This is a genomic window from Pseudomonas sp. NFACC45, from assembly GCF_900113505.1.
GTDB classification, from domain to species: Bacteria; Pseudomonadota; Gammaproteobacteria; order Pseudomonadales; family Pseudomonadaceae; genus Aquipseudomonas; species Aquipseudomonas tehranensis.
This window is the reverse complement of the sequence record NZ_FOPO01000002.1, coordinates 1-20,612: the sequence shown is the minus strand read 5'-3', so window position 1 is coordinate 20,612 and position 20,612 is coordinate 1. Positions and strand designations below refer to the sequence as shown.

Annotated in this window: 14 protein-coding genes; 3 read left to right on the top strand and 11 right to left on the bottom strand. The window is 60.9% G+C overall.

Going from position 1 to position 20,612, the window contains the following annotated elements; genetic code table 11:
- Positions 1 to 54: 54 nt before the first annotated feature.
- From BM132_RS03000 to BM132_RS02965, 8 genes are all read right to left on the bottom strand, one after another.
- Positions 55 to 327 carry a MoaD family protein gene (locus BM132_RS03000; RefSeq protein WP_092397796.1) on the bottom strand — a complete coding sequence of 91 codons (273 nt, stop codon included), beginning with the start codon at positions 325 to 327 and terminating at the stop codon, positions 55 to 57.
- Between the two features lie 71 nt (positions 328 to 398).
- Complete coding sequence (locus tag BM132_RS02995) at positions 399 to 806, bottom strand: M67 family metallopeptidase (RefSeq protein WP_092397794.1); 408 nt, start codon at positions 804 to 806, stop codon at positions 399 to 401.
- A 21-nt stretch (positions 807 to 827) separates the two neighbouring features.
- Positions 828 to 2,000, bottom strand: a complete 1,173-nt coding sequence (gene moeB / locus BM132_RS02990; RefSeq protein ID WP_092397792.1) for a molybdopterin-synthase adenylyltransferase MoeB — start codon at positions 1,998 to 2,000, stop codon at positions 828 to 830.
- A gap of 209 nt (positions 2,001 to 2,209) precedes the next feature.
- Entirely contained in the window at positions 2,210 to 4,759 is a 2,550-nt protein-coding gene (locus BM132_RS02985) for a prodigiosin MAP biosynthesis aminotransferase PigE (RefSeq protein ID WP_256244103.1), read from the bottom strand.
- Positions 4,756 to 7,170 (bottom strand): decarboxylase, encoded by a 2,415-nt coding sequence (locus tag BM132_RS02980; RefSeq protein WP_092453126.1) that lies wholly within the window; start codon positions 7,168 to 7,170, stop codon positions 4,756 to 4,758. The genes BM132_RS02985 and BM132_RS02980 overlap by 4 nt, the downstream gene beginning before the upstream one ends.
- Positions 7,171 to 7,190: 20 nt before the next feature.
- The gene (locus BM132_RS02975; protein WP_092453123.1) at positions 7,191 to 8,474 is read right to left on the bottom strand and encodes an MFS transporter; all 1,284 of its coding nucleotides are present in this window, start codon (positions 8,472 to 8,474) and stop codon (positions 7,191 to 7,193) included.
- Positions 8,471 to 9,511: a methyltransferase gene (locus tag BM132_RS02970; RefSeq protein WP_092398566.1), complete on the bottom strand. Its 1,041-nt coding sequence runs from the start codon at positions 9,509 to 9,511 to the stop codon at positions 8,471 to 8,473. The genes BM132_RS02975 and BM132_RS02970 overlap by 4 nt, the downstream gene beginning before the upstream one ends.
- 10 nt (positions 9,512 to 9,521) lie before the next feature.
- Positions 9,522 to 11,513 carry a TonB-dependent receptor gene (locus tag BM132_RS02965; protein WP_092453120.1) on the bottom strand — a complete coding sequence of 664 codons (1,992 nt, stop codon included), beginning with the start codon at positions 11,511 to 11,513 and terminating at the stop codon, positions 9,522 to 9,524.
- 157 nt (positions 11,514 to 11,670) lie between these two features.
- On the opposite strand from BM132_RS02965, the gene BM132_RS02960 reads away from it, so the two are divergent.
- Positions 11,671 to 12,636 (top strand): helix-turn-helix domain-containing protein, encoded by a 966-nt coding sequence (locus BM132_RS02960; RefSeq protein ID WP_092397782.1) that lies wholly within the window; start codon positions 11,671 to 11,673, stop codon positions 12,634 to 12,636.
- A 283-nt stretch (positions 12,637 to 12,919) separates the two neighbouring features.
- Positions 12,920 to 13,918 (top strand): acyltransferase family protein, encoded by a 999-nt coding sequence (locus tag BM132_RS02955; protein WP_371264091.1) that lies wholly within the window; start codon positions 12,920 to 12,922, stop codon positions 13,916 to 13,918.
- Positions 13,919 to 13,985: 67 nt separating this feature from the next.
- Here BM132_RS02955 and BM132_RS02950 read toward each other — a convergent pair whose 3' ends face one another.
- The 3 genes from BM132_RS02950 to BM132_RS02940 form a co-directional block, all read right to left on the bottom strand.
- On the bottom strand, positions 13,986 to 16,064 hold the full coding sequence (locus tag BM132_RS02950; protein WP_371264102.1) for a TonB-dependent siderophore receptor: 2,079 nt from the start codon (positions 16,062 to 16,064) through the stop codon (positions 13,986 to 13,988).
- Positions 16,065 to 16,275: 211 nt separating this feature from the next.
- Positions 16,276 to 18,045: a sodium:solute symporter family protein gene (locus BM132_RS02945; protein WP_092453111.1), complete on the bottom strand. Its 1,770-nt coding sequence runs from the start codon at positions 18,043 to 18,045 to the stop codon at positions 16,276 to 16,278.
- Positions 18,046 to 18,056: 11 nt separating this feature from the next.
- Positions 18,057 to 18,323 (bottom strand): DUF4212 domain-containing protein, encoded by a 267-nt coding sequence (locus tag BM132_RS02940; protein WP_092397776.1) that lies wholly within the window; start codon positions 18,321 to 18,323, stop codon positions 18,057 to 18,059.
- 246 nt (positions 18,324 to 18,569) lie between these two features.
- On the opposite strand from BM132_RS02940, the gene BM132_RS02935 reads away from it, so the two are divergent.
- Complete coding sequence (locus tag BM132_RS02935) at positions 18,570 to 20,366, top strand: methyl-accepting chemotaxis protein (protein ID WP_092453108.1); 1,797 nt, start codon at positions 18,570 to 18,572, stop codon at positions 20,364 to 20,366.
- Positions 20,367 to 20,612: the final 246 nt, after the last annotated feature.

Genomic DNA, 20,612 nt, shown 5'->3' with positions numbered 1-20,612 from the left:
CGCGCGCGGGCCTTTGGTGAGGTGCCGCGCGCAGCCCCGGGTCAGCGTCCTGCCTCAACCGCCGGCCACGGCCGGGAGAATGGTGAGGCTATCGCCGGCCTTGAGTACCGTGGCGAGGTTGTCGACAAAGCGGATGTCGTCATCGTTGACGTAGATGTTCACGAAACGATGCACCTGGCCATCGCCGATCAGCCGCTCCTTGACCCCCGGATACTGTTTTTCCATGTATTCGATAACGTCAAGAACGGTCTGACCCTGAACTTCAATACGCTTTTGATCCTGGGTGAAAGTGCGCAATAAAGTTGGCACCGTGACAAAAATCGACATGCAGAACTCCCTGAGCTTTAAACAGCCCTTTGACCATTGATTATTGAGTTGAGCGGTATCGCTTATAACTTTCAGTGCACCACGCAAATACGCTCTTCGGTCACTTTGTTATTGATGATTCGAAAACTTCGCACGCACTCGGCAACCGCCGCCAGTGTTGAAACAATGACGTAATGCACCGAAGCATCACCGGCATAACGCACATCCTCGGCGCTCGGATAAGCGACACTGGCGGTATGGGAGTGATAGATCACCCGACACTCCTCGTCTCGCTCGTCCAGCGCTCGCCAGACCGCCAGTTGTTGCCTGGGATCGAAACTGAAGAACGTGGGCGAACGGGCGGCGTTGTCCATCGGCACCAGGCGTTCGGCGGTACGAACGCCTATCGGTGCGGCGACGATCCCGCAGGTTTCCAGCGGATGATCCCGCCGCGCCTGCTCCAGCATGGCTTCCAGCAGGCCGGCACGAATACTCAGCATTATCGCTCCTCATCTTCAGGCTCAATAGGCCGGCAACGCTGGCTCGACATCCCGAACCCAGGCCAGCACGCCGCCATCGAGGTTGCGTACGTTGCTGAAGCCTCGCCGTTGAAGCTCAAGCAATACCGCTTTCGAGCGCACGCCGGTCTTGCAGTGCAGGACCAGGTTGGCGTGCTTGCCGAACCGGGTTTCGATCAGCTCTGCTGTCTTCGGCCCCTTGGGCATGTGCTGGGCGCCATGGATCCGCACGATGTCCCATTCGGTGCGGTCACGCACATCGATCAACAACACGTCCTGACCGCTTTCGCGCAATACCTGCAATTGCCTGGCGCTGATCGAAGGGATGTCTGAATCCTGCACGCCGTGGGGCGCGCTCAGGCCGCAAAAGGCCTGGTAATCGCTCAGGCCCGTGATGGGCTGACGACCCGGAGAGCGCCGCAGCGGCATCTGTCGGTAGGACATGTCCAACGCGTCGTACACCATCAGGCGCCCCAGCAGGCTATCGCCGATGCCGGTGATCAGCTTGATCGCCTCAGTGGCCATGATTGCGCCGATGGACGCACACAAAATGCCCAGCACCCCACCTTCGGAACAGGATGGTGCCAGCTCGGGCGGAGGCGGCTCGGGATACAGGTCGCGGTAGTTGAGGCCGACGCCGCCAGGGGCGTTTTCCCAGAACACCGAGGCCTGGCCTTCGAAGCGGAAGATCGACCCCCAGACGTAGGGTTTGCCGGCCAGCACACAGGCATCGTTGACCAGGTAGCGGGTGGCGAAATTGTCAGTGCCATCGAGGATAAGGTCATATTGGCTGAACAGTTGCACCGCGCTTTGCGGCTCCAGTCGCTCTGTGTGGCGTTCGACTTTCACATAGGGGTTCAGCGCGTTGATTGCCTCGGCGGCACTGTCGACCTTCAACTGGCCCACCGTGGCAACCCGATGGATCACCTGGCGCTGCAGGTTGGACTCGTCCACCCGGTCGAAATCGATGATACCCAGGGTACCGACACCGGCCGCCGCCAGGTAAAGCAACGCCGGCGAACCCAGGCCTCCGGCACCGATGACCAGTACTTTGCTGCTCTTTAAACGACACTGCCCTTCCACGCCCACATCAGGAATCAACAAGTGTCGACTATAACGGGTTATTTCTTCGTTACTTAGGCTCGAAACAGCAGCGACAAGCGGAGGAAGTTTCATGTTTAATACCTGTTACTGAATGTAAGTAATTCTCATGCAGGCTCTTTGATTAATCAATTCAAAGGGCTTTGAATTTCATATGCACAAGGTCCGTTTTCGTATGCATTTAGAACGGCCACTCTGCGATAAGCAGTTCATCGACAGCAGGAATCGACGGGGTGTATCGCAACAGATAAACAAAAGCCCTCTTTCAAGGGCTCGTGCGGGCGTCAGGCGAGGAAGGTCGACATGTCCTCGCACACGGCACTGAAGGCTTCGACAAAATGCTGTGCTTCGGCGTCATTGAGCACCAGTGGAGGCTGGATGCGCATGACCCGGTTGTTGTTGGCGGTGACAAAGGTCAACACACCGTGCTCCCGGGACAATTTGCTGACGAAACGCAAAACGAACATCTCCTCGAAGTTTTTCTCCACCTCACAGATGGCCTCCTCGATATGCCGCTTGGCTTTACCGGAGAGCATGCGATAGGTGCCCGCCGCATTGCCCGGAATGCGGCTGGCGAACTCACGCACGAAGGCCTCGACGCCGCCTTTGAAGCTGTATTCGAACTCAATGGCGATCATCAACCCGACGCCGCGCACTTCACGAATGAACGGGTACGGACTGACCGCCTCTTGCAGGGCCTGCTTGAGCTGCCCACCGACCCGGGCGGCGTTGCCGGCCAAGTCTTCTGCGGCAATCACCTCAAGCGTCGCCAGAGCCGAAGCCGACGCAAAGTTGCCGCCGCCGAAGGTCGAGGTGTGCAACGCAAAGGTGTCGATGCTGCCATAGGCACGGTCCCACAACGCCGCGCTGGACAGCGTCGCGCCGATGGGCACCGCACCGCCAGACAACGATTTGGACAGCACCAGGATATCCGGCACCACCGCCTCCCACTCACAGGCGAACAGCTTGCCTGTGCGGCCCAGGCCCGTCTGGATCTCATCGACAATCAACAGGCAGTCGTAGGCGTTGCAAAGTGCGCGAACCTGCTTCAGGTAGCCCTGCGGAGGCACGATCACCCCGCCCTCGCCCTGGATCGGTTCGAGAATAAAGGCGCCGACATCCCCTTGGCGCAAGGCACTTTCCAGCGCCGCCAGATCGCCAAAAGCGATCGAATCGCAGCGCGCCAGCAGCGGCTTGAAAGGGTCGCGGTGCTTGTCTCGCCCGGTGACCGACAGCGCTCCCAGGGTCTTGCCGTGATAGCCGTTGTCGCAATACAGGATTCGAGGTCGCTGCATGGCCGCCATCGCCAGCTTCAACGCCGCCTCTATCGCCTCGGTGCCCGAGTTGCTGAAAAACACCCGCTCCAGGTTTCCCGGCGCCAGCTCACTCAGGCGCTGGGCCAGCAGGCTGGTCTGCAAGGGCACCGATACGTACTGGACGAACGTGGGGTATTGCTGTTGCAGATAGGCCTGTAACGCCTGGCTGATGCGCGGATGATTGTGCCCGGTATTGAGGCAGCCGTAGCCGGCGACGAAATCCAGGTAACGGCCACCGTCCAGGTCTGTCAGCCAGCAACCACTGCCGTGGGTGAACACCCGTTCGATGTGGTTGAACTGGTAGAACTCCCTCAGCACCGGGTTGATGTGCTGGTCGAAACAACGCAAGGCTTCGGCCCGCAGGGCAGCCGGTTGATCGGTGGGTTGTTCGACGGTGGTGGGGACTTTCGTGGTCCGATGGAAGCGTCGCAGGGCCTGGAAATCCGCGTCTGTCAGGCGCTCGCCATAAGAGGCCATGGGCGACGGCGAGAAACCATGCAGTTCAGCGATGCGGCCAATTTCCAGTACCCGCTCCTCGGGTAATTCGCGACCGATGGAAAACGCTTCGGCACGCCCCTCCAGCGCCAGCACCAAGGTTTCCGCCAGGCAGCCATTGAGGAATTTTTTCGGCGCCAACCCCAGGGTTTCAGTGCCGAAACGCAAGTCGGCGCTGGCCGACACCAGGCCACCGTCGATGATCAGGATGTCCTGGCGGTCTTGATGAAACGGCAGTACATCCCGGGGCAACGCAGCGTCCACCACCACGGCCCCAGGCGTGAGCCGATAGGGGTCGATCACGCCGCCGCTGGACGTCGCCGCGACGTAAAAACGTACGTGCTTGTAGCAACTGTCGATATCGCTCGTGAGCTGCACCTGGCCGTGGAACTGCGCCGGCAGCCAGGCCAGGCTGTCACGGCCCTGCTGCGCGCTACCGCGATGCACCAGGCGCAGGCGGCAACCGTCGCCGGCCAGTAGCTTGGCGATGACCAGAGCGATCGAACCGGGGTAACCGACCACCGCCACTTCACTGTCTTGCGGCGCCACCTCCAGTCGGGCCATGGCCTCCAGCACGTTCTTGTAGGCGGCGTAGGCGGTCAACGAGTTCCCGGTGGTGACCGGTACGCCGCTGCGGTCGAGGGTCTGCAACCCGCGGTTGCCGACAATCGCCGTGAAGCCACCGAGGCCGACCAGTTGCGCGCCCTGCTCCTGCAGGCTGTGCACGCCTTCGAGCACCCGTGCGGCGATGGTTCGCGGCTGGCTGAGCATTTGCTCCGCGGTCAGCGGCAGGTAATGCAAGATGCCCTCGCACACCGCGCCGCTGGCGCTGACGATGCGCCCGAAGTCAGCGAACGGCACCAGATTGCGTGACTTCCAGAGCTGAGCCTGATACCCGCGGTCTTGCTCAGCGAGCGTGCGGTCCAACAGGTCGATGATCTTCACCTGGCGTTGCAGGGCAATGGAGGTCGGATGGGCGATGAAGCCGAATTTCATGGGGGTATGTCCTTGGCGAAGGTTCATTGACGGTTCCAGGCGGTTTCGGAGACCAGGCTCAAACCGTCGCCCTCCGAGTTATGGGCCAGCAACACGTCGAAGATGTTCAGTTGTCCGGGTTGCGACAGGGCTTGGCGCAGGGCGGCTTCATCAAAGTTGACCAAGCGTTCGCGGTGCACGCTGATGGCGCCGATACGTTCCATTGGCGCAGCCACTGCCCCGGCGCTGGTCACCGCAACTTGCTGGGCGCCGTTGTGGGCATAGCGTTTGTCGAGATACGTCTGGATCAGCGACAACACGCCATTGGTGAGGTAGAAAAGACTGACGTTGCGCTGGTTCGCGCACGGGTCCTCGGCCAGCGCTTGCGCCAGGCGTGCCTCGATATCCGGCACCAAGGCCCGAGCGCCATCGCCCACGAACGCCAGGACATTGCCCTCGGCGGTCATGGCGATATAGGGCAAGGCCATCAGCGCATCCCCCATCAACGCCCGTCCATACCACCCGGAAAATCCCGGGTCAGTGCGTGGCACGTTACGCACCGCCGAAATACCGCAACGGCCGACATCGTAGACGCCGATGTAGCGATACCCCTGGTGCTCGATCAGCTCGCGTACCAGATGGCCGAGCCGATGGAAAAAGTAGTTGGCGGTCATGGGCAAGGTCTCGATGTGATCCGCCGCCACGGCTTCGCTACGTTGCGCCATCTCGCGGAGCTTGTCTCGCCGCAACGCGAGCACTTGGGGTTCGACCTGTAGCCCGCGCTCGATATGGTCCAGGAACGCATCCAGCGGCACATCCAACGCCAAATCGGTGAACGGTGAAAGATGCCGCGGTTCATGATTGACCTGCACCACCCGCAACTGGCGCTTGAGCTTGCCTTCGGAGAATGGCGTGGCAGCCTGGTCGACCTTGCCCTTGAGAAAGAACACGCAGTGGTCCTGGGCCCCGTTCAACTCATGCTCGCAATGCATGAACTGGTACACCCGCCGGCTGAACCCATACAGAGACAATGGCCCAAGGTATTCGGGCACCGCCCGCCCCTCGTGGTAAGGACCGACACTGCCGGGTTGGGTAATGCTGTCCGCCAGGCCGATGGCACCACGCTCGGCCAGGGCATGCACGCGCCGACGCTGCTCGGCGCTGAGCTTGCCGCACTGCCATAGCAGGTGCACCGGCTCGCGATTGATCAGCTCCAGGGCTTGGTCCAGCGCGCCGGCCTGCCGCGTGTCGGGGCGCCAGGCCGGTGTCGACATGAGCTCGGGCAGGCGTACGTCCAGCGGCACCTGGGGGCGGGATTCCAGCACCCCCTGGGTGGCCAGGATAAACACCGGCTCGGCTCGTTCGGCAAGCATGGCGAAGGCCTCTTCCAGGCGTGGACCGATTTCCTCGACCTTGCGGATGAAGACTTGGCGCAGCCCCCGGGCCTCGATGACCCGACAGCCGTCGTTGTCCAGATCGTGGGTGCCCTGGAAGGCATACCAGACGTTCTCCGGGCTGTCGGCGCAGACGATCAGCCCCGGAGCCCCCAGCCGCTTGAGATTGGCCAGGGTGCCGCGAAACTCATCGATCATGCCCGAGGTCACGGCAATCACGTAGGCCCGGCCAAACAACTGCCAGCCGGCCATGGCACTGACCGCCAGGCTGTGTTCGTTGCAGCCGCCCAGGCAACGCACGCCGGTGCCGGCGACGTTCTGCTGCATCGACTGGATCAACCCCGCCACCATCGACCCGGTGTAGGCATGAAAGTCCCAACGCTGCTGCCAGCGACTGCACATGAACCGGGTGATTTCCGTCGCCAGGCTCACCGATAGCAACGGCCCGCTGATCGAACGCGCCAGCAAACGGTTGAAGTGTGCGTGCTCCAAATGATCGAGGAGGATGCGCAGCAGGTCCGCCCGACGCGCAGCGCGGTCCTGCCCCGCCACACGCAGATGGCGGTTGCCGCCGACCCGGTTCATCCAGCCCGGCAGGGCCGGCAAGGCGCAATACAGCAGCGCCGAATGAGGCGACAGGCGTGACACGGGCGCAGCGGCGATCAATTCATCAAAGGGATCCTCGTCCCCCGCCTCGCTTTGCTGACAAAGATCGAGAATGAACAGTTCGTTGGACAACGGCGGAGCTTGTCGGCGCAAGCTTTGCCGGGCGGCTTGGGGCGAATCGAAGGTCAGCACCCACAAGTCGGGCAGCGCTGCCGCCACGCACGGGTTGCCCTGCAAATACTGCTGGGCCTGGACCATCAAAGTCTCCAGGACAGCTTCGCCGTGGGGCCTGGGGCCCAAGGCACGATGCATCGGCTCGTTGCCTCTGATCGAAAGCGGCCAGTCGGGATTATTTGCCGGAGGCTGCAAGCAGGCCTGCAAATAATCGACGACAAATGCCACATCCTCGATCAGAGGCTGCGTCTGGGTAATCAAGCAGATACCTAAGGTTGCCTTCATGGACTCCATTCCTATTGGGTCTAACTTACTTGGGGGGCGGATTCGCCTTTAGCTCGGTCAGCTCGGTCGTCGGGGATACCGGCATCCACCGTGGCCTGGGCTATCGAACGTCGCGCAGCGATCGCCAGTGCACACACGCCGAGCATTGCCAGGCACAGACCGGCAAGCATTCCCGCCGGACCACTGCGATCGAGCAACACGCCGGCACCGATCGGTACCAACAGGCGCGTGAGTACAAAGAGGCTGGCCTGGAGGCCGTAGTCATCAGCCTGGTGGTGACGACGGGAGAAAAACATCATCAGGCCGAACATCAGGCTCGATACCGCGCCCATCGCCATGGCCAAGAGATAAGCCGCCGCCACCAACCACGAGCTCGAGGCCTGGAGCCATACCGCGCCCGTCAAGGCCAGTAACGCCAACCAGGCACCGACCATGAACCACGGGGTCACCCGGGCCGGGCTCAGGCGTTGCACCAGCCTGGCGCCCAGAATGCTCGCCAGGGCGCCGACCACCCCGCCGCCGACGCCGGCAACCCAGGCCACCTGCTGCGCAGGCATCCCCTGGTCCAGCAACAGCGGTTTGAGGTAAAGCCACGCCGCGCCAAGAAAGGGGAAACCGCTGAGCAGCAGCCAGATCCAGAGACGTGCGCCGGGCTGCCGGAAAAAACCGGACCAATCCACCAAGGCCGGCCTGCATGCCTGGGGCTCGACAGCATTGCCATCCGCCTCGTGCAAGCGCCCGAGAAACGGCAGGGCCAGTAGCAACCCGGCCGCCATCAACAGAAACGGCGCCTGCCAACCCCAGCGCTGCTGCACCACCAGCATGACCCCGGCGCCCACAATGGCGGCGAGGAACAGCGCCGCCGAACGGATCCCCCCTGCACGCAATCGCTGCGCTTGCGGCAATAACTTGATGGCCAGGGCGTTGACCGGAATGTCGGCCCAGGTCGCCAGCACGCCAGCAGCGAAGGCCAGACCGAAAAGAACCAGCCGATTGGCGGTGATCGCCTGCTGACTGGCCAGCACCAGCAACAGCGCCAGCAGCAGGCACAGCCCCAGTGCCCAAAAGCGATAGTGCCCTTGGGGGGCCCGATAGCGCTGCACGGGCACGGCCAAGAGGAACTTGAACACCGCCGGCAGCCCCGTCAGTTGGAACAACCCGATATCGGTACCGGACCAACCGTGTTCACGCATGACCAGCGGAAGCCCGAGCAGCAGGTAAATGCTGGGTATTGCTAGGACAAAATGGAGCCAGCCGAACAGCAACTGCAGGCGCCACAGGCGCGCGTTTTCCTGACCTTTCATGGGCCACTCCGACGCGCCACTTGCACCGCGACCGGAGCCACGGCAAGGGCCACTTCAGGGTAATGGTCGATATCGACGAAACCGGCCTGCGTCAACGCATCGGCCAGGCCGCCAGCCTGGGTGACCTGGCGACCGAGCATTTGCATCGACAGGTAGTAAGGCATGACCCGCCGGGCCAGGTCCGGGTCCAGGGGGACTTCGGCATGGGCACTGACCAGCACGCCACCAGGACGCAATGCGGCATGGATTTTCTCCAGGCTCGCGGCCAGGTCCGGGACAAAGTGCAACACTGAAGAACACCAGATCAGGTCATACCCCTCGCCGATGTCATCGTTTGCCAGGTCCCCGCCGCGGACGCTGAGGCGCTGCTGGAGGCCGGCCCTATGGATATTTTCCGCCGCCACGCTGACGGTCTGGGGGAAATCGAACACCTCGCCACTCAACAGCGGGTTATCCCGGACCAAGGCTATCGCTACCAGACCCGGGCCACCCCCCAAGTCCAGGAATCGGCGGGCGTGGGCGAACTCGGGAATCCCTGCCATCAGGCGCAACGCCACCTCTACCGTGACGGCCCGTTGCTCCTGGGCTAATTGCAGACGTGCAGCGGCCGTCCAGTTCTCGATGGTGGTCGCCACGTTCGGCGCCTGCCCGCTGGGCTGACCGGCCCGAACCTGGTCGCCCAACTGTCCACCGAAATGCCGAAGCCCGCGCAGGCGGAACGTCCACGCATCGCCGCAGTAGTCCGGGGCCTCGGCGCGCAGGTAGTCGTGGGCCACAGCAGAGTTTTGGTAGCGCGGCGGTTGCTGTTGGTCACGGACCAGCAAGGCCATGCTCCATAGCGCTTCCAGCCAATAACCGGTGTTGACCGGGTCGAGTTGCAACTGGCGGGCAATGGTCTGCGCCGTGACAGGCACTTGCAGCAGGTTGAACAGCTTCCATTCCAGCGCGATGCGCAAGGCGTCGGCGCGCACGCCGGCCAGAGTCAGGTCCCAGTAGGGTTGCAGGGGATGTGGTGTTGCCAGGTCGCTTCCATTCATCATTCGCAGCTCACAGTTCATAGCTCACGCGCAGGCCGATTTCCCTTGGCGGGCTGTAGACCCGCGCGGTGCCGTTCAAATAGCCGACGGCGTCGTAGCGCTTGTCGGCGGCGTTCTTCACATAGGCACTGATGCCGTACCGGCCGATGTCATAACCGGCATTGAGGTTGATCAAGCCGTAGCCGCCACGGCTGTACTGGTTGGCCGAGTCCAGGTAGGTCTTGCCGACGACATCCACGCCACCCTGGGCCCACCAACCGACGGGGGCGTCGTAGCGCAGGCTCAGATGGCCGGTGAAGTCGGGGGCGTAGGGATTGCGATTGCCCTGGTAGTCACTGTTGCCGTCGCTGAAACGCTGGAAACGGGTGCGGTTCAGGCCCACGGAGCTGACCAACGTCCAGTTGTCAGCAAGGAGGTATTGGGCTTCGAGTTCCAACCCCGTGGAGTGCGCCGACGCCGCGTTGGTGATGTACACCACGCCCGGTTGGAGCAGTTGCTGCACTTGCATGTCGCGCACGTCCATCCAGTACAGCGCCGCCGAGTAACGCAGGCGTCTGTCATCCAGCCAACCCTTGGCGCCGACCTCATACGTCTTGACCTTTTCCGGGTCATAACCGGGGTAATTGGCGGCACTGGAGAAGGCATTGAAACCTCCGGCGCGAAAACCTTCGGCATAGCTGGTGTACAGGTAGGCATCCGTTTGCCACTCGTATTGCAGTGATACCTTGGGGGTAAAGCGTTGCCACGCCTGGCTCTGGCCACTACCGCCCCGGGGATCTAGGCGCACCTTGTCCTGTTCGACGCGAGCGCCGAGGGTCAGGGTCCAACGTTCGGCCAGGGGCATCAGCCACTGGCCGAACAGCGCCGCGGTATTGCCACTCAGTTGCACATCCGTGCGGGACAGGCTGATGGGCAGTTGCTGTTGGTAGGACAGGTCGTGGTCATCGTGGTCCGCATAAACGCCGAGCAACCACGGGTTCTCGTCCCACTGGCCTTCCAGGCGAAACTCCTGGGCCAAGGTATTGAAGTGGTAATCACGGACTACGTGGAAGCGGTCTGCAGGCTGGAAATCGGTGTCTTGGCGAACCCGGTCGTAGAAGTCATTGCGTGCAGTGATCGAGCGCAGCTTCAGGCCCGACTCGAACTCATGCTGCACGTCCAAAGACAGGCTGCGGCCACTGGAATGGTTCCAGCTCGAGGTGCCGGAGCGCACCTGGCGCCGAGATGAATCCGCCGCTCCCCACTGGGCACCGCCGTCGCGATAGTCCTGGCGGCTGTAGCGCAGGTTGACGTCTGTGGCCAACGTGGGCGTCCAGCGCAGCACCATACGGGCACTGTGGCGTTCGCGATCATCGGCCTGCCCGCCGCGCCAGTCGTTGTCAACGTAGCCATCGCGCTCCAGCCATTGCCCGGAAACCCCGGCGTACAGAGTGTCCGGGAGCAGCGCGGTACTGGCATCCACGCCCAGGGTGCGCTCGTCGCGACTGCCAGCACCGGCTTCGATCCGGGCATAGGGCAGCGCTTCGGGCTGGCGAGTATGGAGGCTCAATACGCCGGCTTCTGCGTTGCGGCCATACAGGGTCGACTGCGGTCCACGCAGGATTTCGATGCGTTCCACCCCCAACAGGTTGTGGTCAAAGCCCTGCCCCATCAAGGTCGGCACGCCGTCGACCAACATCAGCATCGAGGAGGAAAACGCCGTGGGGCTGGCAGTCAGGCCGCGCACCACCGGCAGGTTCGTGCCCGACTGACCAAAGGGCTGGAAGGTAATGCCGGGAGTGGCTCGCGCCAGGTCTTCCAGGTCATGGATGCCGCCCTTGCGCAGGTCTTCACCCGTCAGCACCGACAGACTGGCTGGAACCGTTTCCTGGAGCTGTTCGATTTTGTTCGCCGTCACCGTGACCGGAGCCAGCTCGGTTTGCGCCGCGACGTTCACGGCTGCGCCCAGGCAGCAACCGACGCACAACGTGTAACCGCAGGCTTTCAATACAGGCTTGCCCATCGCACTCCCCATCAATGAATCAGCGACTGCCGCGTTCTTGCGATGGCAGTTGAGATGCAAACATGGTATTGATTAATGCGAATAGTTATCATCTAGTTCATATGGAATCTGGATCAATCCATATGCAAGCCAGAGTCAACCAAGGAGGACAATAAAAGTGGCGGCCCTACAGAAGATTTCCCAGTCGTATCGAGTTGCGCCAACGCACTCGCGACTGATCAGCAACGACACCTGTGGCTGGACGCGCCAGCAACTGCCGGGGGAACTGGGGGAGTGCTATTCCGAGCGCTATTTCGTCGATAACGACCTGATGGTGGTGCGCTCGCGCTACCGCCCCACGCGTAATCTGATCGAAGAAACCGTCAGCCCGCACAATCGCCATATGCTGGTCATCACGTTCGGCATGCAAGGCGACTCCGGGTACAAGGGCGCCGACGGTTCGGCGGTGTCGTTCCGAGCCGGCTACACCACCATCACGTCGTTTCAACTGAGCCTCGGCGAGCGCTGCTACGAAGCCGGCACGACCGTATCCCAGCTCAGGCTGCTGATCGGTGAAGGCATGCTCAACCGATACATCGGTGAGCAGCGCACCCGCCAGTTACTGGGCAACGGCAATGTGCGCCAACTGGCCTTTCAGAAAACCTCAGCCACCAGTGCCAGCCACGCCACCGCCTTGGCGCGTTATCTCAACCAGGGTGCGACCGGCGCGCTGGACATGCACATCCACACCCTCTGCCTGCTGTCCGAGCAGTTGAAACTGCTGAGCCCGCCCACTTGCATTCAGAACCCGCAATTCAGTGCCAGCGACATCGAAAAACTCGACCAGGCACGGGACATCATGATCGAGCAAATGGACCAGCCGCTGACCATTCCCTACCTGTGCGCCGCAGTCGGGCTCAACGAATTCAAGCTCAAGGAAGGCCTGCACTACCGCTTCAACTCCACGCCACACCGGATGCTTCACGAGATCCGCATGCGCAAGGCCTACACGCTGCTTGAAAGCGGTTGCCAAGTCGCGCAGGCGGCTTACAAGGTTGGCTACAAATTCCCGAATAATTTCAGCGCCGCATTCACCCGGTTCTTTGGCAAGTCGCCGAAAACGGTATTTGGCAAGCGTCGTTGAGTTTGCCCTGGCGCCTGGATGATTCAAGGCGCCAAACCGCTGCCTCCCCGTTTCGGTGGTACAAGTCCTTGGATTCCTGTGGTTAGTTCCACCGTCATTGCGAGCAGGTTCGCTTCCAAAGGGGGAGCAAGCCTGCTCGCGATGGCGGTCTGACTGAGACAACGATGTCATATCTGCCAATTTCCCCCACTCCCCCGTCGCCACCGCGCAATCCTCTGTTCACCGGCCACAAAGCCACATAAGTTACCGCGCAAAGAATCAACTCTGACTAAGGATGAGAGGCTTGGGGGGTTATCGGTTGCTGCTGGCCATGCTCGTGGCGATTTCGCACATGGGCGTGATGTTCATGGGGTTCAACCCCGGCGTTGTTGCCGTGGTGTCGTTTCTGATTATCAGCGGTTTTGTGATGACGCCCTTGATCGACAGGAGCTACAACGTCCCAGGGAAAATCGGTCTGTTCTATCTTGACCGCCTGCTGAGACTTTACCCGCAGTTCCTTCTGTATTTCGTTCTCTCCTGCATGGTGATTCATTTTCTGCTGCCGGGCTCCCCACAGGCGGCGGCGCTGACAATCGAAAACATCGCCACCAGCCTGCCCATCGTGCCGCTAGGTTTCTACATGTTCGGCGTCACTGTGCCCGAGATCCTGCCACCGGGCTGGTCTCTGGGGCTGGAGATGTGCTTTTACCTGCTGATCCCGTTCCTGATCCTTTATAAGGCGCGAGGCATTGCGTTCGCGGTGTCCGTAACGGTTTTCCTGGTCGCCTCGCTGGGCTACGTCAACACCGACATCTATGGCTACCGTCTACTGCCGGGCGTGTTGTTCATCTTCCTGTGCGGCAGCTACCTGTACCACGCCCAGGCCAAAGGACTATGGGTCGCGTCCATCACCACGGTCGTGGCAGCGCTCATGTTCCTGGCCATTGTTGTCGGGTTCATTCCCCGCCGCCCCTTCAACGCAGAAGTGACCCTGGGCATTGCATTGGGTTTGCCGGCGGTGCATTTGCTCAGCAGGCTCAAGCATCACTGGATGGATGAGCTTCTGGGGAATATCAGCTATGGCGTGTTCCTCAACCATTTTGTGGTGATGTACGTGCTGCGGGCATTCTGGCCGGTTGAGTACAGCGTCTTGATGATTACGCTGGTGCTGGTGTTGTCGCTGGCATTGAGTGGCTTGTCGTATTACTGCGTTGAGCGACCGGCGCTGAAGCTGCGCCACGCGTTGAGGGCGGGTGCTAAACGTGACATCGCGCAGGTGCCCGTTGGCCGCACACCGGCATAGCCGCTGGCCGCCAATAAAAATGCCCGGGACTCAGGTTCCGGGCATTTTTGATTTCAGGACAGCGTACTCAGAACGTCACGCTGGCACTCAGGCGGGCGGTGCGCGGTTCGCCGACATTGACCTGCAGTTGGCTGCCGGTGGAAGACGGGTAGTAGTGTTTATCGAACAGGTTGTCCACGTTCAACTGCAACGAGGTCTTGTGCCCCAATACCGGTGACTCCCAGCGCAGGAAGGCGTCGGCCACGGTGTAGCTGCTGAGCCAGAAATCGTTGGCGTTGTTGGCGGCGCGCTCGCCGACGTAACGTGCACCGGCGCCGGCGTGCCAGGCGCCGAATTCGGCAGGCACGTTCAGGTGGTGGGTCAGGTATAGGCTTGCGGTGTGTTTGGGGGCGTTGGCCAGGCGGTGGCCTTCGTCATCCGGATCGTCGAGGATTTCCGTGTGGGTGTAGGCATAGGTGCCGATCAGATCCCAACGCTCGGCCAAACGACCGGTAACGTCGAGCTCCAGGCCCTGGGAGCCGACCTTACCGGCGGCTTCTGCCAACGTGACGCCATTGACCGTGGAGGACGTTACGACGTTCTTCTTCACGATGTCATACAGCGCAAGGTTGATGTTCAGGCCCGGTAGCGGGTCGTATTTGGCGCCGATTTCATAGCTGCGGCCCTCTTCCGGATCGAAGGTGTTGCCGGCATCGTCCACATCGTCATTTGGCTTGAACGACCGACTGTAGTTACCGTAAAGCGACAGGGCATCGGTGGCTTTGTAGACCAGCCCCAGGAACGGTACGAAAGCGTCGCCGTTATCATCGCGGTTGACCACATATCGGCTGCCCAGGCCTTGATCGCTGTATTGATCGTAATGCTGGTAGCGGCCACCCAAGACCAGGATCCAGCGGTCGTCGAGGTGCCAGTTGTCCTTGAGATAAACGGAGCTGGAGGTTAACTGGTTACTCAGGTCGCTTTGGGCTGCGCTGATCTGGCTAGGCTCTGGCAGGTTGCCGTAGACCGGCGAAGTGATGTCGAAACCACCCTGAGCGGTATTTCGGTAAGTCTTGCCACGAAACTGGTCAGACACCTGATTATCGACTCCAACCAGCAGGTCATGACGCTGACCAAACAGCTCTTGCTTGCCGATGAAATCCCAACTGGCGTAACGGGTTTCATCGTCGTAGTGAGCACCGTTAGCGGCCCGGCGCAGGTTATTACCCGTTAACGAGTTGGGCTGCGCAATCGAAAGACTATACCGGTCATTGTTCCAGCCATAGATCACGCGAGTCTTCCACGCCTCGCTCAGCTCATACTCGAATCGCGCCGTCGCCGTCTCGCGAATACCGACGCTTTTGGCCCACGGTTCATCAAGACGCTTGTCGTAGTCGATGTCCACCGGATGCCCGTTCCTGAACACCGTGCCGCGGTCAAACGGATTGGAGTATTCGTTGTACTCATAACTGAGGTTCAATGAGGCTCGCTCGCCCGTCCAGGCCAGGGACGGCGCCACCAGCGTGCTCTCATTGACGCCATAGTTGCGCCAATAATCCTCATGCCCACGCTCGGCAACCAACCGATACGCCAGGCCGGTATCGCCCAGTGGCCCGGTGGTGTCCAGGGCCATGGTGCCGCCGCCTTCGCTGTAGGCCGAGCCGCTCAGCGTTGTGCTCTGGGTGTATTCGGGTTTCTTGCTGATGACGTTGACCAGGCCGCCAGGCTCCAGCGCGCCGTACAACATCGAGGCTGGGCCCTTGAGCACTTCGACCCGCTCGGTGGTGGCGCTGAAATTGCGCCCCAGGTTCGAACGCACGCCATCGCGCAGGATCGAGCCGTCATCGTTGGTGCCGAAGCCGCGCTTGACCAGCGAATCCCGCGAGCCGCCCAGGGTGTTGCCCTGGCTGACGCCGCTGACAAACTTCATCGCATCGCCCAACGAACGCACCTGATAGTCCGCCAGGGTTTGCTGGGTCACCACGTTGATCGACTGCGCCTCTTCCTTGATCGGTACATCGCTTTTGCTCGCCGTGCTGGCTTGCGACGCCGTATAGCCTTCGTCCTGAGTGATGCGACTGCCCTGGATGTCCGTGGTCGGCAGTTCGAGGGTGCCCTGCGCCCACAAAGGGCTTGCGATGAAACAGCAGGACAGCGTTGGCAACACGCGTTTGAAAAAGGCGTTGCGGGTAGCGAGAGGGGTGGAACGATTCAAGACGCAGCACTCACAGAGGGATGTTAATGAGAGAGAATATACTTTGAGAATGATTCCCAGTAAATATTTCTAACGCTTTCCCGCTTGACTCGCCAAAAAAAAGACGCCGGATCACTCCGGCGCCTTTGTTCGTTGCCCACCCTTTTTCAGGGCTTAGCGCACATCAATGATCGATGGCCGCACCCGCCCCCCTTGGAACCCGGATATCTTCCACCAGGTGCTGAATGTGCTCCGGCGGCGGCGCGGTAAAGCGTGACACCACCACTGCGGCCGCAAAGTTGAAGAGCATCCCCAGGGTGCCGATGCCTTCCGGCGATACGCCCAGCCACCAGTGATCGGCGGTGTTCATCGCCGGATTGATGAATTTGAAGTAGACGATGTAGGTGAATGTAAACGTCAGCCCCACAATCATCCCGGCGATCGCGCCCTCACGATTCATGCGCTTGGAGAAGATCCCCATGACGATGACCGGGAAGAATGAGGACGCTGCCAGGCCGAAGGCAAAGGCCACCACCTGGGCCACGAATGCCGGCGGGTAGATGCCGAACAATCCGGCGATCAGCACCGCCACGCCAGCGGCGATCCGGGCGGCCAGCAACTCTTGCTTTTCAGTGATCCTGGGCATGATGTTGCTTTTGAGCAGGTCATGGGAGACCGATGTGGAAATCACCAGTAGCAACCCCGCTGCCGTCGACAGCGCCGCCGCCAGGCCACCGGCGGCAATCAGAGCGATAACCCAGCCTGGCAACCCGGCAATCTCCGGGTTGGCCAGAACCATGATGTCGTTATCGACATACAGCTCGTTAGCCACCGGTGAAACCTGGTTGCTCAGCAGCCGCTGCTCGTTCGCCCCGCGTTCCCCCGTGAAGCTCGGCGCGCCGACCAGGGCTGCCCCCGGGCCATACTGGATGATGCCGTCGTTGTTCTTGTCCGCCCAGGCGATCAGCCCCGAATTTTCCCAGGTCTTGAACCAGGCTGGCGCGGTGGCATAGCTGACATTGGGAATCGAGGTCAGCAGGTTGGTACGGGCGAAAGCCGCTACAGCCGGTGCGGTGGTGTAGAGGATGGCGATGAACAGCAACGCGTAACCTGCCGATTTACGCGCATCCCGCACGGTCGGCGTGGTGAAGAACCGCACGATCACATGAGGCAGGCCCGCGGTGCCGACCATCAACGCCATGGTGATGAAAAACACGTCGGTGGTCGATTTGGTGCCATCGGTATAAGCCGTAAAGCCTAGCTCCGTCCCCAGCCCGTTGAGCCGTTCGATCACGCTCTGGCCGGTGCCTGTGACTTCGCTGATGAAGCCCAGTTGCGGGATCGGGTTGCCGGTGATCATCATCGAGATGTAAATCGCCGGCATCATGTAGGCAAAAATCATCACGCAGTACTGCGCTACCTGGGTGTAGGTAATGCCCTTCATGCCGCCGAGCACGGAATAGAAGAACACGATGGCCATACCGATCATCACGCCAGTATTGATATCCACTTCCAGGTAACGGGAGAACACGATGCCCACGCCGCGCATCTGCCCCGCCACATACGTGAAGGAAATGAAGATCACGCAGATCACCGCCACCACTCGCGCTGTCTGCGAGTAGTAACGCGCGCCGACGAACTCCGGCACGGTGAATTTGCCGAACTTGCGCAGATACGGCGCCAGACACATCGCCAGCAGCACGTAGCCGCCGGTCCAGCCCATCAGGTAGACCGAGCCGTCATAGCCGGCAAAGGCAATGATCCCGGCCATGGAGATGAACGAGGCGGCCGACATCCAGTCGGCCCCGGTGGCCATGCCATTGAGTACCGGGTGCACGCCTTTACTGGCAACGTAGTATTCACTGGTGGAGCCGGCGCGCGTCCAGATGGCGATACCGATATAGAGTGCAAAGGACGCGCCGACGAACAGGTAGATCAGGGTTTGGGTATCCATGCTCGTCGGCCTCAGTCTTCGTGGACGTCATATTTGCGATCGAGCTGATTCATCTTCCAGACATAGAAGAAAATCTCGAGCACAAACACGTAGATGGACCCCTGCTGGGCGAACCAGAATCCCAGGGGCGTACCGAAGAAGCTGATGGTGTTGAGCTGGTCAACCAGCAATATGCCAAAGCCGAACGACACCAAGAACCAGATTGCCAGCAATGCCAGCATCCAGCGCAGGTTTTCCGTCCAGTAGGCACGCGCAGCCTGTTGTTTTTGAGTGGACATGAAAATCAACTCCCGTTGTTTTTATTGTTTTCCACTCAAACCGTAGCAGTCACTGGGCAGAGCGCTAGTACGACTTTCGTCTACCTCTACCGCCCTGGATATTGACTTCTCCATTCCGCCATCAGCAGGACGGGTTGAAAACCGCTGTGAGCGCCGCCGTGATATCAAATCGCCCTATCGCGCTAAAGCTTTGGCGCTCGCGGTCGAATGTATGCCATCGAAGTATTTTTTACCCGGGAGCAACGGATGCAGACGCTAAAGGCCTTGTACGAGTCTATCGAGATGCGGTTTTTCGATACGCTCACCAAAAAGCTCTCGAGCCTTTTCCTGCTGGTCGTGGTCAGTGGCTTGCTTTACTGGGTGGCCCTCAGCGCCCGCGCCGACATTGTGCTGCAGTTGCACACCGCGCAACTGGACCCCGCGCTACTGGGGCAAGTCGAGGGCCGGCTCGACAGTCTCACCCATGCCCTGCTCTTCGGCGCGCTGCTGACGCTGTGCATGATCAGCTTCATGGTCTGGTACTTTCGCCACCTGATCGTGCGCCCTGTCACGGCCATGACCAAGGCCCTCGAGGAGATCGTCAGCGGCGAAGGCGACCTGTCCAAAGACCTGCCCTTGGTGACCCACGACGAAATCCGCGTGCTGGCCGACACCTGCAACCGCTTCCTGGCCAAGCAGCGAGAGATCATCAGTAACGTCCAGGCGCTGACCGTGCACATTGCGGTCGAATCGGCGCGTTCGTTGAAAAACATCAGCGACTCCAGCGACAGCGCTACCCACCAGGCCCGCTTCGCCAAGGAAGTGATGGATCAGAGCAACACTGCGGTGGGCCGCATCGAAGAAGTCTCGCGCCAGACCCAGGGCATTTCCAGCACCACCGCCCAGAACTTGAGCATGGCCCGCGACTCCTATGCCGAACTGCTGGAAGTGACAGGCAACATCAGTGAAATCTCCAGCAGCCTTAGTGAATTCGCCACGCTGGTAGGCGCCCTGAATCAACGATCTTCGAGCATCAAGTCCATCGTTGGGCTGATCCAGCAGATCTCTGCCCAAACCAACCTGCTGGCCCTCAACGCGGCCATCGAAGCCGCCCGGGCCGGTGAAAGCGGCCGAGGTTTTGCCGTGGTGGCCGATGAGGTGCGCACCCTGGCGCAGAATGTCAGCCGGGCCACCGACGATATCTCGCGCAACATCGACGCCATGCTCGAGGAAGTCAGTTCCACCCATGAGCAGACCAACCAGATCAGCCACAGCGCCCGGGAAACCCAGAAAGTCGTGGAGCGTGCCTCGGGCCATTTCGAAAGCATGATCGGCGATTTCGAATCCACCAATGGCAAGTTGGCCGATATCGCGTCCCATATCCAGCTTTTCGCCGAGTCCAACACGGGCATCAACGAACGGGTCACGCAGATCCATGCCGACAGCCAGTCGATTGACCAGCGCATGCAGCATTCGGCAACAGCGACCCGTGACCTGTCCGGGGTCGCTGAAAAGGTCCAGGCATTGTTGGGCCGGTTTGTGCTCGGCCATGGCAAGCTGGATGCCGCCATCACCCGGGCCAGCCAGTGCCGCGACAGCCTGCAGGCCCAGCTGGAGGCGCTGCAGCAGAATGGCCTCAACCTGTTCGACCAGAACTACCAACTGATTCCCGGCACCGATCCCAAGCAATACATGACCAGCTACACCGAGCGTTTTGCCCAAGTCTGCCAGGAAGAATGCGACAAACTCACCCGTAGCACCCCGGGCGGTAAGGTCTCATTCATCGTCGACACCAAGGGTTATTGCCCGGTGAACAACAGCTGGGTATCCAAACCACCGACCGGTGACCGCGCCGTCGATCTGCCGGTATGCCGCAACAAGCGAATCTTCAACGACCCCATCGGCCTGCGCGCAGCGGGCAACACCCAGCGCTTCCTGCTCCAGACCTACCTGCGCGATACCGGGGAAATCATGACCGAGATCGACGTCCCGTTCTTCTTCAATGGTCGCCATTGGGGCAACTTGCGGGTCGGGTTCGATGCGGCGGTGTTGTTGGCGGAGTAATGCATTGCACCGGGTTCCCGCGGGATGCAAATCCCGAGACCGCCCCAAAACACCTGTGAAATTTTGAGACCACCCCAAAAACAACTGTGGGAGCGGGCTTGCTCGCGATAGCGGTGGGTCAGTCAACATCACCGCTACTGACCCGACGCCTTCGCGAGCAAGCCCGCTCCCACAAGGTTCTGTGGTGTATGCAAATCCCGAGGCCATCCTAAAACAACTGTGGGAGCGAGCCTGCTCGCGATAGCG